The organism is Rhizobium bangladeshense, assembly GCF_017357245.1.
GTDB lineage: Bacteria > Pseudomonadota > Alphaproteobacteria > Rhizobiales > Rhizobiaceae > Rhizobium > Rhizobium bangladeshense.
Window position 1 is genome coordinate 169,459 of sequence record NZ_CP071613.1, and the last position, 12,676, is coordinate 182,134.

General features: G+C 61.5%; 13 protein-coding genes and 1 pseudogene. 4 read left to right on the forward strand and 10 right to left on the reverse strand.

The genetic code is table 11. The annotated features are described in order from the left end of the window. The first annotated feature begins 34 nt into the window (after nt 1-34). Nucleotides 35-514 (forward strand): cupin domain-containing protein, encoded by a 480-nt coding sequence (locus J2J98_RS21725; RefSeq protein ID WP_138394687.1) that lies wholly within the window; start codon nt 35-37, stop codon nt 512-514. Nucleotides 515-838: 324 nt separating this feature from the next. Here J2J98_RS21725 and J2J98_RS21730 read toward each other — a convergent pair whose 3' ends face one another. From J2J98_RS21730 to J2J98_RS21745, 4 genes are all read right to left on the reverse strand, one after another. Beyond that, a complete protein-coding gene (locus J2J98_RS21730; RefSeq protein ID WP_064708345.1) occupies nt 839-1,684 on the reverse strand; it encodes a metal ABC transporter permease in 846 nt (281 codons plus the stop codon). Further along, entirely contained in the window at nt 1,681-2,541 is an 861-nt protein-coding gene (gene sitC, locus J2J98_RS21735; RefSeq protein WP_064708346.1) for an iron/manganese ABC transporter permease subunit SitC, read from the reverse strand. Before sitC ends, J2J98_RS21730 begins: the two co-directional genes overlap by 4 nt. Then, nucleotides 2,538-3,443 (reverse strand): manganese/iron ABC transporter ATP-binding protein, encoded by a 906-nt coding sequence (locus J2J98_RS21740; RefSeq protein WP_064708347.1) that lies wholly within the window; start codon nt 3,441-3,443, stop codon nt 2,538-2,540. The genes sitC and J2J98_RS21740 overlap by 4 nt, the downstream gene beginning before the upstream one ends. A 63-nt stretch (nt 3,444-3,506) precedes the next feature. After that, nucleotides 3,507-4,421 carry a metal ABC transporter substrate-binding protein gene (locus J2J98_RS21745; protein WP_064708348.1) on the reverse strand — a complete coding sequence of 305 codons (915 nt, stop codon included), beginning with the start codon at nt 4,419-4,421 and terminating at the stop codon, nt 3,507-3,509. A gap of 237 nt (nt 4,422-4,658) precedes the next feature. On the opposite strand from J2J98_RS21745, the pseudogene J2J98_RS30435 reads away from it, so the two are divergent. From J2J98_RS30435 to J2J98_RS21755, 3 genes and pseudogenes are all read left to right on the forward strand, one after another. Further along, nucleotides 4,659-4,766 (forward strand): annotated as a pseudogene (locus J2J98_RS30435) (sugar kinase); the annotation flags it as partial. Then, on the forward strand, nt 4,763-5,467 hold the full coding sequence (locus J2J98_RS21750; RefSeq protein ID WP_138394686.1) for an SDR family NAD(P)-dependent oxidoreductase: 705 nt from the start codon (nt 4,763-4,765) through the stop codon (nt 5,465-5,467). The pseudogene J2J98_RS30435 and the gene J2J98_RS21750, both read left to right, overlap by 4 nt. Before the next feature lie 14 nt (nt 5,468-5,481). Continuing rightward, the gene (locus J2J98_RS21755; protein ID WP_207603433.1) at nt 5,482-5,970 is read left to right on the forward strand and encodes a 2,4'-dihydroxyacetophenone dioxygenase family protein; all 489 of its coding nucleotides are present in this window, start codon (nt 5,482-5,484) and stop codon (nt 5,968-5,970) included. Nucleotides 5,971-6,037: 67 nt separating this feature from the next. On the opposite strand, the gene J2J98_RS21760 is transcribed toward J2J98_RS21755, so the two are convergent. The 6 genes from J2J98_RS21760 to denD form a co-directional block, all read right to left on the reverse strand. Continuing rightward, nucleotides 6,038-6,937, reverse strand: a complete 900-nt coding sequence (locus J2J98_RS21760) for a carbohydrate ABC transporter permease (RefSeq protein WP_064708351.1) — start codon at nt 6,935-6,937, stop codon at nt 6,038-6,040. Between the two features lie 10 nt (nt 6,938-6,947). Continuing rightward, a complete protein-coding gene (locus J2J98_RS21765) occupies nt 6,948-7,880 on the reverse strand; it encodes a carbohydrate ABC transporter permease (RefSeq protein WP_064712368.1) in 933 nt (310 codons plus the stop codon). Nucleotides 7,881-7,961: 81 nt separating this feature from the next. Beyond that, complete coding sequence (locus J2J98_RS21770; protein WP_207603434.1) at nt 7,962-9,266, reverse strand: ABC transporter substrate-binding protein; 1,305 nt, start codon at nt 9,264-9,266, stop codon at nt 7,962-7,964. A gap of 190 nt (nt 9,267-9,456) precedes the next feature. Further along, entirely contained in the window at nt 9,457-10,524 is a 1,068-nt protein-coding gene (locus J2J98_RS21775) for an ABC transporter ATP-binding protein (protein WP_207603435.1), read from the reverse strand. 58 nt (nt 10,525-10,582) lie between these two features. Further along, nucleotides 10,583-11,356, reverse strand: a complete 774-nt coding sequence (locus J2J98_RS21780) for an SDR family oxidoreductase (RefSeq protein ID WP_064712366.1) — start codon at nt 11,354-11,356, stop codon at nt 10,583-10,585. Next, nucleotides 11,353-12,339, reverse strand: coding sequence for a D-erythronate dehydrogenase (denD, locus tag J2J98_RS21785; protein WP_207603436.1), 987 nt, complete (start codon nt 12,337-12,339; stop codon nt 11,353-11,355). Before denD ends, J2J98_RS21780 begins: the two co-directional genes overlap by 4 nt. Between the last annotated feature and the right edge of the window lie 337 nt (nt 12,340-12,676).

Consider the following 12,676-nt stretch of genomic DNA (forward strand, 5'->3'; position numbering starts at 1 on the left):
TGCATTCGCAATCGAAATCGTTAGAGGAACGCACATGAGCATGCATATCGATCCCCAGGCAACCGGCAATCTGCTGTGGTTCGGCAATACGGTTGTCTCTGTCAAGCTTTCGAGCCAATCCGGATCGGATGGCATTTCTGTCATCGAGCACTGGATGCCCTTTGGCGAGGCGCCACCATTGCACATTCATCAGCGCGAAGATGAGGTGTTTCATATTCTCGGCGGCGTGATGCGCTTCCGGGTCGGCGACCAGGAGATCACTGCTGGCACAGGCGATACTGTCATGGCGCCCAAAGGCGTGCCGCACGCCTTCCGCGTCGAAAGCACGGAGGGCGCCCACTGCCTGACGATTATGCAAGGCTCGGACTTCGAGACCATGCTGCGCCAGGCTAGTCGTACCGCGGAAAGGCCAAATCTGCCGGAGGCAATGACGCCAAGCTCCGAAATGATCGAGAGACTGGTTGCGATCTGTGCGGCCAACAAGATAGATATCGTCGGGCCGCCGGTCTCATGAGTGGGTCGCCCATCAGCCCTCCTGGACACTCGAAGTTCGCGATAAGTCGACGCGGACTTCAGCCAATGCCGAACGACGGACATTGGCGCGAGAGGACGCTTACGCGTCTTCGGCAAAGTCGCCGTCGGCGGCACCGGCAATGACCTCGCTGGCGAGGGGCCGTGCAACTGCGCCAGCACCAGGCCGATTCCTCGCCGTTTGCAAATTCGGCCGTGGGCTTAAGATCCCCAAGGGGCTCACACCCTACGAGTTCATCTGCAAAGCATGAGATTCACAGCCCAAACGCTTGATCCTCGATCCGCTCAGAAAGTCCGTCCAAAACAGCTAAACCGTTTCGGTGGCGTCAACTCGGGCGGCCTGACGTGTGGCATGGAGGAAGGCGAGCACGAAAACGATCGAGAGCACGAGCACGATCGTCGGAGCAGGAGCGCTGTCGATGAAGAAGGAGAGGTAGACACCCGCGAAGGAGCCGGTAACGGCGATGGCGACCGACAGAATGAGCATTGTGCTGAACTTGCGGGTCAGCAGAAATGCGATGGCGCCCGGGGCGATCAGCATGGCGATCGAAAGGATGATGCCGACCGCCTGCAGGGCGCCGACGATCGTGAGTGAGATCAGAGCAAGCAGTCCATAATGCAAGACACCGATCCTCAGTCCCACCGCCTTTGCCTGCGTCGGATCGAAAGCATGCAGCAGAAAGTCTTTCCACTTGACGCCGAGAATGCCCGCGGTGATCGCAGCGATCACGGCCGCCTGCCCAATGTCGCGCCAGGAGACGCCGAGCATGTCCCCGAACAGGATGTGGTCGAGATGCACGTCGGTCTGGATTTTAACGTAGAGCACCAGGCCCAATCCGAACATGCCGGAGAAGACGATGCCCATCACGGTGTCCTGCTTGATGCGGCTGTTGTCCTTCAGGAAGCCGGTGGCGATGGCGCAGAACATGCCGGCCACGAAGGCGCCAACGGCATAGGGAAAGCCGACGATATAGGCGATGACCACGCCGGGAAAGACCGCGTGGCTGATCGCATCGCCCATCAGCGACCAGCCCTTCAGCACCACGAAGCAGGACAGAAGCGCCATCGGCACGGCGACCAGCATCGAGATCACAAGCGCGTTGACCATGAATTCGAACTGGAAAGGCGAAAGCAGCGTATCGATGATACTCATCGCGCCGCCTCCAGGGCTAGCGCGGCCCTTCGGCGTGCGGCAAGCATTCCGTGCTTCGGGGCGAAGAAGAAGGCTAGCAGGAAGATCGCTGTCTGCAGCACGACGATGATGCCGCCGGTCGCTCCGTCGAGGAAGTAGCTCGCATAGGCGCCTGCGAAGCTGGTGATCGAGCCAATCGTGACCGCGATGAGCAGGAGCCGCGGGAAACGATCCGTCAGCAGATAGGCGGTCGCGCCCGGTGTCACCACCATGCAGATGACCAGGAACGCGCCGACTGTCTGCAGTGCCGCGACGGTCGAGGCGGAAAGCAGCGTGAAGAACATGATCTTGAGTACGGTCGGATTGAGACCGATCGACCGGGCATGGTTCTCGTCGAAGAAGGTGACCATCAGGTCCTTCCATTTGACGAGCAGGACGGCCAGCGACAGGAAGCCGATGATCGCGAGCTGGAGCGTATCCTCGGGTGTGATGGCGAGAATGTTGCCGAGGACGATCGTCTGGATGTTCACAGCCGCCGGCTTCAGCGACACCATGAACAGACCGAGCCCGAAGAAGGAGGAAAAGATCAGGCCGATGATGGCGTCTTCCTTGAGCTTGGTGCGTTGATTGAGGAAAAGCATGGCGGCGGCGGCAAGCCCGCCGGAAAAGAAGGCGCCGATGGAAAAGGGAAGGCCGAGCATATAGGCGCCCGCCACTCCGGGGACGATTGAATGCGAGAGCGCATCGCCGATCAGCGACCAGCCTTTCAGCATCAGGTAGCAGGAGAGAAAGGCACAGACGCCGCCGACGAGGGCCGAGACCCACATGGCGTTCAGCATGTAGTTGTAGGTGAAGGGTTCGGTGAGAATGGCCGTCATTCCCAGCCTCCGTCTTCCCCGTCCGATGCGCCCGCGGTCGCCTTGCCTTCGCGAAACACCAGGGGCCGTTCGTCGTCGCTGATCAGGCCGATCGATGTCGGTCTGCCGCTCGGGGCTTGGTTCAGGACGAAATGGCGCAGCACGCCGCCGAATGCCTTCTCCAGGTTTTCCTGGGTGAAGGTCTCGAAGGTCGGGCCATAGGCGAGTACCGTGCCCTTGATCAGGATGGTCCGGTCGCAGAATTCGGGCACGGAGCCGAGATTATGCGTCGAAACCAGCATCACGCGGCCCTCGTCGCGCAGTTCGCGAAGCAGCTTGATGATCTGCTCCTCGGTCTTGACGTCCACGCCCGTAAACGGCTCGTCGAGCAGGATCACTTTTCCGTCCTGTGCCAGCGCGCGGGCGAGGAAGACCCGCTTCTTCTGGCCGCCGGAGAGCTCGCCGATCTGCCGTTTGCGGAATTCGCTCATGTTGACGCGGGCAAGTGCCGCCGCCACCGCCTGGTGGTCGGCGGCGCTGGGAATACGCATAATGCCCATATGGCCGTAACGACCCATCATCACGACGTCCTCGACCAGAACGGGGAAGTTCCAGTCGACCTCTTCCGACTGCGGCACATAGGCAACGAGGTTCTTTCGCAGCGCGTCCTTGACCGGCATGCCGAGCACGCGGATATCGCCCTTGGCGAGGCGGATGAAGCCCATGATTGACTTGAAGAGGGTCGATTTTCCCGAGCCGTTGACGCCGACCAATGCGGTGATCGTGCCGGTGGGGGTGACGAAACTCGCGTCGCGCAATGCCGTATGGCCGTTGCGATAGGTGACGGTCGCGCCGTCCACCAGAATCCCGGTCCCCTCGAAGCCGGAGTCGACCTGCTTCTGCCGGCCGGGTTGAACACTCATTGAAACACCCCCATGAACACGTGAATCTGGACCCCGCCCGCGGGCGAGGTCCCTGTCGCCTGATCAGGACGAGGACGCCAGGCCCTTGGCGATGGTTTCCGACGTGACCTTGAGGAGATCGAGATAGGTCGGAACCGGACCATCGGCCTCGCTCAGCGAATCGACGTAAAGAACGCCGCCATATTTGGCGCCTGTCTCACGCGCCACCTGTTCGGCAGGCTTGGACGAGATCGTGCTCTCGGAGAAGACGACGGTGATGCCGTTTTTGCGAACGGCGTCAATCACCTTGCGCACCTGCTGCGGCGTTCCCTGCTGATCCGCATTGATCGGCCACAGGTACAGTTCCTTCAAACCGAAATCGCGGGCAAGGTAGGAGAAGGCGCCTTCGCTCGATACCAGCCATCGCTTGGCCTCAGGTACGGCGGCAAGCCGTGCCTTGATGGGCTCGACGGTCGCCTTGATCTTCTCCTTGTAAGCCTCGGCATTCGTCTTGTAGATCGCGGCATTGGCAGGATCGTACTTCACGAAGGCATCGCGGATATTGTCGACATAGATCAGTGCCGCCGCCGGCGACATCCAGGCGTGCGGATTCGGCTTGCCCTGATAAGGTCCTTCGGCAATGCCCATCGGCTCGACGCCTGTCGAGACCACCACTTCAGGCACGTCCTTCAGGTTCTGGAAGAACTTCTCGAACCAACGCTCCAGATTGAGGCCGTTCCACAGGACGAGCTGCGCGCCCTGGGCGCGCTGGATATCGCCCGGCGTCGGCTGGTAATTGTGGATCTCGGCGCCGGGCTTGGTAATGGATTCGACGACAGCCGCGTCACCCGCAACGTTCCTGGCGATGTCGGCGATGACGGTGAATGTCGTTACCGCCTTGAATTTTTCCTGCGCCGACGCCGGAACGACTGTCAGCACGGCCGCAAACGCCGCTCCCATCATCCCCGTCAGGATCGACCGTCTTACCTTATCGAGCATGAATATCTCCGGTGCTATTAAGAGTTAATTGCAGTTGGCGGTTCGAGCCTTCCCCGTGACTCTGCAAAGAGATGACTCCAGTCTTCCATATTCTGCAATTGCGAATGAATTGCAATAAAGATTTCGCAGTCGGACGCAAAATGATTGCGACGCCGCCCTCAAGATGGTTCTAAATTGGCAGTGACGCGGCTCGATCCTCCGCGCGGACTTTTTTGGATCGAGATGCGAGCCCCATGATATGCCAATGCAGCCGCGGCACTTTCGACGCGGGGCTATGGCGCGGTAGCGCCTGTTCCCGTGAGAAAAGAGGTTCTGGCATGTCTGAGCAAAGAGGTTGGCGTATGAAACATGCACTGGTGACGGGTGGCGGTCGCGGCATCGGTCTTGCGGCCGCCCTGGCGCTTCGGGACGCAGGCTATCGTGTGACGGCGACCGGGATCGATGCCGCCGAAATCGATGCCATGCCGAAGAGGGAAGGACTTGCCGGCGTCGTGCTCGACGTGCGCGATCAGGCCGCCGTCGAGAGGCTGATCGCTTCCTTCGACAGGCTCGATGGGGTCGTCAACTGCGCCGGCCTCATCCGGCGCGGAGGCGCGGAATTCGATCCCGCCACCTTCGCGGAGGTCATCGACGTCAATCTCTCGGGCACGATGCGAGTTTGCGTCGCGGCCAAGCCGCTGCTGGCGCGCGAGGGCGGCGCGATCGTCAATACCGCTTCCATGCTGTCCTTCTTCGGCGGACCTGCCGTGCCTGCCTACACCGCCAGCAAAGGCGGCATCGCACAGCTCACCAAATCGCTGGCCGTCGCCTGGGCGGCGGACAAGATCAGGGTCAACGCCGTGGCGCCCGGCTGGATCGCCACAGAGCTGACCCGTCCCCTCTACGAAGACGCAAGCCGAGCAGAGCCCATCCTGCAGCGCACCCCAATGCGCCGCTGGGGCAAACCGGAAGACGTCGCCGGCCCGATCGTCTTCCTGTGCTCGGAAGCGGCCGGCTTCATGACCGGCGTCATCCTGCCAGTCGATGGCGGCTATGCCGCAGCTTAAAAAAGAGAGGTTCCATGGCCTACCAATCTGTCCACCCTATGTCGCCGCCCGAAATCGTCGTCGCGGCGGTTCCCGAAGATGAACGGATGTGGGTTCCCCAGGCCCCCGATGTCTGGTTCCGCCCGCTGATGCTGAACACGCTGCAGGGCGGGTGGTGCAATCTCCTGCGGGTGCGGCGCGCGGGCATTCTCAGCCGTCATCGGCACCCCGGACCAGTCCACGGCTATGTCATCAAGGGCCGCTGGCGCTACCTCGAGCATGATTGGATCGCCACCGAAGGATCCTACGTCTTCGAACCGCCGGGCGAAACCCATACGCTGACCGTGCCTGACGATGTCGAGGAGATGATCACCTTCTTCAACATTTCAGGCTGTATGTACTATGTCGACGAAAACGGCGATCACACCGGCTTCGAGGATGTCTTCACCAAGATCGACATGTGCGCCGCCCATTATCATAAGGTCGGCCTCGGCGCCGATTTCGTGAAGCAGTTCGTCCGATAGCGTTGATGAGGTATCCTTCCGGCGGGCGGGGATGACACCCTCACCACCCGCCGCCGAAACGTTATTGCTACTCCTTCACCGCGCCCGTCATCGAAGACACGTAATAGTCGACGAAGAAGGAATAGAGGATGACCACAGGCAGTGAGCCGAACAGTGCGCCCGCCATCAGCGACCCCCATTCGAAGACGTCGCCGCGAACCAGTTCTGTCAGGACACCGACGGGAATGGTCTTATTCTCCGAGGACTGAATGAATGTCAGCGCGTAGATGAACTCATTCCAGGACAGCGTGAATGCGAAGATGCCGGCCGAGATAAGGCCCGGCACCGCAAGCGGCAGGATGATCTTCACCAGGATCTGCCAGCGGTTGGCGCCATCCACCAGCGCACTTTCCTCGAGCTCGAAGGGTATCGAGCGGAAATAGCCCATCAGCAGCCATGTGCAGAAGGGAATGAGGAAAGTCGGATAGGTGAAGATCAGCGCCAGGCGCGAGTCGTAGATTCCGAGCTTGAAGACGATGAAGGCGAGTGGGATGAAGAGGATGGACGGCGGAATGAGGTAGGCGAGAAAGATGACGAGGCCGATCTGGCGCGAGCCGGTGAAGCGCACACGCTCGATCGCATAGGCGCCGAAGACCGAGGCCACCAGCGACAGCGCCGTCGACCCCACAGCGACCAGCATCGTATTCCACAGCCACCCGGGATAGGATGTCTCGAGGAACAGGTATTTGATATGATCGAGGGTCGGCCCGATCACCCAGAACGGGCTGTAGTTGCTGTAATCCGTCAGCTGCTCGTTCGGCTTCACGGCGGTGATCGCCATCCAGTAGAAGGGAAAGAGCAGCACGAAGACGAAGACGGCCATCGGCAGGTAGAGCATCACCACGCGCCGCGGCAGGCGGTTCAGATAGCTCATGCCTTCGGCATTGTCGGTCAGGACCTCATCGGCCGTTTTCAGATTGGTCGACATGGCTTCCTCCTTAATCCTGTCCGCCCTGCTGCCATTTGCGGCGCTGCAGACCGAAGAAACTGAACATGATAGCGCCGAGCAGGAATGGCACCATGGCGACGGCGATGGCCGCCCCCTCGCCGAGCTGCCCGCCCGGAATGCCGCGCTGGAAGGAGAGGGTCGCCATCAGATGCGTGGCGTTGACCGGCCCGCCCTTGGTCAGCACGTAGATCAGCTGGAAGTCCGTGAAGGTGAAGAGCACCGAGAAGGTCATGACGACCGCGATGATCGGCGTCAGCATCGGCAGAGTCACATAGCGGAAACGCTGCCAACTGGTCGCGCCGTCGAGCGATGCCGCCTCCTGCAGCGAGGCCGGGATGGTCTGCAGGCCGGCGAGCAGCGAGATCGCCACGAAGGGAATGCCGCGCCAGACATTGGCGACGATGACGGCGATGCGTGCGTTGGTGGGATCGCCGAGGAAGTTGATCGGCGCGTCGATCAGCCCGAGCTTCATCAGCGACCAGGAGACGATCGAGAATTGGGAATCGTAGATCCACCAGAAGGCCAGCGCCGAAAGCACCGTCGGCACCACCCAGGGCAGGAGGACGATCGCCCGGAAGAAGGATTTGAACGGAAGGTGCTGGTTCAGAAGCAGCGCCAGCCAGAGGCCGAGCGCGAATTTCAGCACGGAGGCGATCAGTGTGTAGAGGATGGTGTTGAAGACCGACAGCCAGAAGACCGCGTCATCGGCCAGGAACTGGTAGTTCTCCAAGCCGATGAAGATGCCGTCCCGGCCGATCCGGGTATCGGTGAAGCCTAGCCAGACGCCGAGCCCCAATGGATACGTGAGAAAGCAGACGAGGAACACCGCGGCCGGGAGCATGAACAGGAAACCGAGCACGTTGTTGTTCTGCATGAGCGAGGAGATCGGGCCGCGCGTATCCCCGGATTTCAAGGTCGACATTGCTTGTCTCCAGATTGCATTCAGTCCTGAAGAGCTCGCGGCATGCCTCAAACCCGGCATGCCGCAGGTCTCGGCTCTGGATCAGACGCGGTAGTAGCGGTTCGCCCGGCGTTCGGCTTCCTTCATTGCGTCCTCGGGCGACTTCTGGCCGGTAACGGCGGCGGCATACATGTCGACCAGCACATAATCGGCCATGGTCCCCGCCGAGGCGTAGCCGAGCGGGCCGGCATAGCCGTTCGGACGCAGCCTTTCCGATGCGCGCGCATAGGGTGCATGGACCGGATCGGCGGTCCAGATCGGGTTCTTGGCGAAGGCCTTGAGGGGCTGACAGCAATAGGCGCTGGAGCCTTGGATCCAGGCGTTCATCTGGTCGGCTTCCATCATGAACTTGATATATGCCTTGGCCGCTTCCGGATATTTGGTGTGCTTGAAGAGCAGCAGCGAGCTCGTCTGGAAAAGCTCGACGCTCTTGCCGACCGGTCCGATCGGGAAGTTTGTCGTGCGCATGTCCTTGGCGATCTCGGCGAGATTCGGATCGTTCTTGGCCGTGTAATAGACCGAGACGCCATTTGCGATCAGCGATACCTGGCCGGCGAGGAAGGCGCGGTTGTTGTTGACGTCCTGCCAGCTTTCCGTGCCCGGAATGAAGGTCGCGTAGAGCTCCTTGGCATAGTTGATCGAGGCGAGCGTTTCCGGGCTGTTGATCGTTACCGTGCCGCTTTCATCGACCATTTTGCCGCCATGGCTCCAGAGCAGCCAATGGGCGTAGTTGTTGCCGTCGCCCACTGCCTTGCCGTGCGGGAAGCCGGCGGGCGTCCCTTTCGCCTTCATGGCCTTGCATAGCTCGAGGAAGCCTGCGGTATCATTCGGAAATTCGTTGAAGCCGGCCGCCTTGACGTGGCTGTCGCGATAGACGACGGCATTGCCGATCGTCGTCAGCGGCATGGCGATGAATTTGTCGTCGCGTGTAGCGTATCCCTTGAGGCCGTCGTACCAGCCCTCATACTTGTTGCCGAGATAGTTGCCGAGTTCGGTGAGATCGACCAGCTTGTCAGGATATTGATGCGCATCGTCGAACCAGCACATGATGAGGTCGGGGCCCGAGCCGACATTGGCCGCAACGGCTGCCTTCGGGCGGATATCCTCCCAGCTCTCCTTGTCGATGCGCACTTCCACGCCTGTGGCTTCGGTGAACTTCTTGGTATTGGCGATCCAGGCATCCTCGTCGCCCTTCACGAAAGGCGTCCAGCGCAGCAGCCGCAGGCTCGCGCCGCTTTCCGGCGTATAGGTCGGTTCGGCCTGCGCTAGGGATGGCTTGATGCCAAGGCCGGCGACACCGGCGACGGCTGCCGATGCGGCAAGAAATTCACGTCTCTTGATCGTCATGAGATTCCTCCTGATTGAAACAGCGGGAGCATTCTCCGGCATCCACCTCCCGCTTGGTGAATGGCGGCCTGGCATCCCGGGGGCGCAAGCTCCCCAGGGAGGCTGCGCCCCGTGGAGAAACTCGCCCCTCGAATGCTTGCGCTCCGGCGGAATGGAAGACTCCTCCTCCCCCTGGTCCCGCCGGATAGCCTCAGTCGGTCAATCTCCTGCCGCCTTCGGCGTCGAAGAGATGGACATGCTTGGCGTCGATAGCCACACGGATGGCTTCGCCCGGGCGGGCATCGACACGCTCGCGGAAGACGCAGCTGACATCGCTGCCGCCGAGGCGGACAGTCAGATGCGTCTCATAGCCGGTCGGCTCGATCACCACGATCTCGGCCGGCAGCCCGTTGGGATCGAGCGAGATATATTCGGGTCGCAGCCCGTAGACGAGATCGCGGCCGATAGCGCTCGCCGGCGGACTGGAGACAGGCAGCCGCGTTCCGTTGGCCGCGACGAATTGGCTGGGATCTTCCGGATCGAGCCGGCCATGGATCATGTTCATTGCCGGCGAGCCGATGAAGCCGCCGACGAAGAGATTGGCGGGGCGGTCGTAAAGCTCGAGCGGTGTGCCGATCTGCTCGACGATGCCGTCATGCATGACGACGATCTTGTCGGCCATCGTCATCGCCTCTATCTGGTCATGGGTGACGTAGACGGTCGTCGTCTTCAGGCGCTGATGCAGTTCCTTGATTTCCGCGCGCATGGCGACGCGCAGTTTCGCATCGAGGTTGGACAACGGCTCATCGAACAGGAAGACTTCCGGGTCGCGCACGATGGCTCGGCCCATGGCGACGCGCTGGCGCTGGCCGCCGGAAAGCTGACGTGGATAACGATCGAGCAGCTTGTCGAGGCCCAGGATGCCGGCGGCATATTTCACCCGCTTTTCGGCTTCCGCCTTCGGCGCCTTGTTGAGCATGAGCGAAAAGCCCATGTTCTGCTCCACCGTCATATGCGGGTAGAGCGCATAATTCTGGAACACCATGGCAATGTCGCGATCCTTCGGCGGCAGCGTATTGACGACGCGTCCGCCGATCTTGATCTCGCCGCCGGAAATGTTCTCGAGCCCGGCCAGCATCCTCAGAAGCGTGGACTTGCCGCAGCCCGAGGGGCCGACGAGGATGACGAATTCGCCGTCGGCGATATCGATGTCCACCCCCTTGATGACGGGATGCGCACCGAATGATTTCCGGACGTCTTCGAATTGAACGTTTGCCATACTCCCTCCTCCCAGATCATAAGCACTGCATATATGTCGCCGGCGGCTGCCTGTCTCCTTACCCCCGTCCAACGAAGGGCATTTTCGTCGCCATGACAGTCATGGTCAGCACATTTGCGCTGAGCGGCAGGCCAGCCATGTAGACGACCGCGTCGGCGATATGGGCCGGGTCGATCGTCGCCTCCGCGGCGATGCTGCCGTTCGCCTGCAGCACGCCGGCGGCAATTCTCGTCGTCATGTCACTTGCGGCATTGCCGATATCGATCTGGCCGCAGGCGATGTCGAATTCGCGCCCGTCAAGGGCAGTGGATTTCGTCAGCCCGGTTATGGCGTGCTTGGTTGCCGTATAAGGCGCCGAATTGGGGCGCGGCGTCGTCGCCGAGACGGAGCCGTTGTTGATGATGCGCCCGCCGCGCGGGTTCTGGCTCTTCATCAGGCGGAAGGCCTGCTGCGTGCAGAGGAAGGCGCCGGTGAGATTGGCGGCGACGATGGCACCCCATTGCTCGAAGGAAACCTCCTCGAGCGGCACTCCCGGCACGGTGACGCCGGCATTGTTGACCAAAAGGTCGAGCCGCCCGTATTTCTCCGAGATCGCATCGAACAGAGCCCGCACCGAAGCGGGGTCGCCGACATCGGCGGGAACCGCGGAAAACTCGGCCTCCGTTTCTCTGCCTAGCTCATTCGCCGCCTTCTCAAGCACATCGGCCCGTCGTCCTGAAATCACGACGCTGTAGCCGGCAGCGCCGAGTCCCTTTGATATGGCACGCCCGACGCCGGTGCCACCGCCGGTAACAAGCGCGATCCTTGGTTCTCCGCTCGCCGATAAGCTCACGCAATCCTCCCGCCGAGTTCATCCTCGATATGCACCTGCAGAATTTCGTCGAAGCTTGTCTCCGCCTTGAAGCCCAGGGAAGAGGCCCTCTCGGCATTAAACTGGGTCGGCCAGCCGGCGACGATGCGCTCGATCACCGGATCAGGCACGCTTTTGATGAGGGCGACCGCCTTGTCGCCCGCAACGCGGCGCAAGGCTTCAATCTCTTCGGAGACCAGCGCCGAGAGCCCCGGCATGGTGAGGTTGCGCCGCGCGCCGATCCTCGCCGTATCGATCGTCGCGGCATGGACGAAGAAGCCGACGGCCGCGCGCGGACTTGCAAACCAGTGCCGCACGCTGTCGCTGACTGGCAGTATGGCCTCCTTGCCGACCAGCGGCTCGCGCAGGATATTGGAAAAGAAACCCGAGGCCGCCTTGTTCGGTGCGCCGGGGCGTACGCAGATCGTCGGCAGCCGGATGCCGATGCCGTCGAAGATGCCGCGACGGGAATAATCGGCAAGCAGCAGTTCGGCGACCGCCTTCTGGGTGCCGTAGCTCGTCAGCGGCGTTGTGAAGAACTCGTCCGGAATGACCTCCGGGAACGGCGTGCCGAAGACAGCGATCGAGGAGGCGAAGACGACGCGCGGTACATAGGCGCTCTTCAGGCCGAATTGGCGGATCGCGTCGAAAAGCGCGCGCGTGCCGTCGAGATTGACGGCGTAACCCTTGTCGAAATCCGCCTCGGCCTCGCCGGAAACGATTGCGGCGAGATGGAAGATCAGGTCCGGCCGGTTTTCGATGAGCTTGTCGGCCGCGCCGACCGCGGAGAGGTCGACCGTCATCGCCGTGGAGACGGACTGGAGCGTTTCCGGCACCGGCGGCTGAAAGGCGTCCACCAGCGTCAGGCGAGTGACGGGCCGGTCGAAAACCAGCGGCTCGCGCGCGATCCTCTCGACCAGCTTGCGGCCGATCATGCCGGCCGCGCCCAAAATCATCACATGCATATCGGCTCTTCCTCCCGTCGGCCGGCGTCTCGCTCAAAATCGCGCTGCTCGTCATTGTCCTTGCGGACCCTTGGCCCGAGCCGGGCGCTCGGGAAGCGGCCCGGTCGGCACATGCCAGAGCGAATTCAGATAGGTTTGCAACCGGCGGGTCAAGTCACCTTTCCTGATCCGCAGGTGATTGTAATCGAACATGAGTTGTCGGCTGTTTCGAAGCCCTTCCCTTCAGCCCGTCGACCCCGATCCGATAACCATTGCCTTCGCTATCTCCCGCATGGCTTCTCTCCCCGCTTCCGATCACTGTTATCGATACCGGTATCGGTAACAACGCCTATTTTTG

What these genes read in the sequence shown, in the direction of transcription:
- J2J98_RS21730 (WP_064708345.1), bottom strand. Translation starts at nt 1,684, where the DNA reads ATGAGTATCATCGATACGCTGCTTTCGCCTTTCCAGTTCGAATTCATG.
- J2J98_RS21740 (WP_064708347.1), bottom strand. Translation starts at nt 3,443, where the DNA reads ATGAGTGTTCAACCCGGCCGGCAGAAGCAGGTCGACTCCGGCTTCGAG.
- J2J98_RS21750 (WP_138394686.1), top strand. Translation starts at nt 4,763, where the DNA reads ATGAAACATGCACTGGTGACGGGTGGCGGTCGCGGCATCGGTCTTGCG.
- J2J98_RS21745 (WP_064708348.1), bottom strand. Translation starts at nt 4,421, where the DNA reads ATGCTCGATAAGGTAAGACGGTCGATCCTGACGGGGATGATGGGAGCG.
- J2J98_RS21755 (WP_207603433.1), top strand. Translation starts at nt 5,482, where the DNA reads ATGGCCTACCAATCTGTCCACCCTATGTCGCCGCCCGAAATCGTCGTC.
- J2J98_RS21725 (WP_138394687.1), top strand. Translation starts at nt 35, where the DNA reads ATGAGCATGCATATCGATCCCCAGGCAACCGGCAATCTGCTGTGGTTC.
- denD (WP_207603436.1), bottom strand. Translation starts at nt 12,339, where the DNA reads ATGCATGTGATGATTTTGGGCGCGGCCGGCATGATCGGCCGCAAGCTG.
- J2J98_RS21775 (WP_207603435.1), bottom strand. Translation starts at nt 10,524, where the DNA reads ATGGCAAACGTTCAATTCGAAGACGTCCGGAAATCATTCGGTGCGCAT.
- J2J98_RS21765 (WP_064712368.1), bottom strand. Translation starts at nt 7,880, where the DNA reads ATGTCGACCTTGAAATCCGGGGATACGCGCGGCCCGATCTCCTCGCTC.
- J2J98_RS21760 (WP_064708351.1), bottom strand. Translation starts at nt 6,937, where the DNA reads ATGTCGACCAATCTGAAAACGGCCGATGAGGTCCTGACCGACAATGCC.
- sitC (WP_064708346.1), bottom strand. Translation starts at nt 2,541, where the DNA reads ATGACGGCCATTCTCACCGAACCCTTCACCTACAACTACATGCTGAAC.
- J2J98_RS21770 (WP_207603434.1), bottom strand. Translation starts at nt 9,266, where the DNA reads ATGACGATCAAGAGACGTGAATTTCTTGCCGCATCGGCAGCCGTCGCC.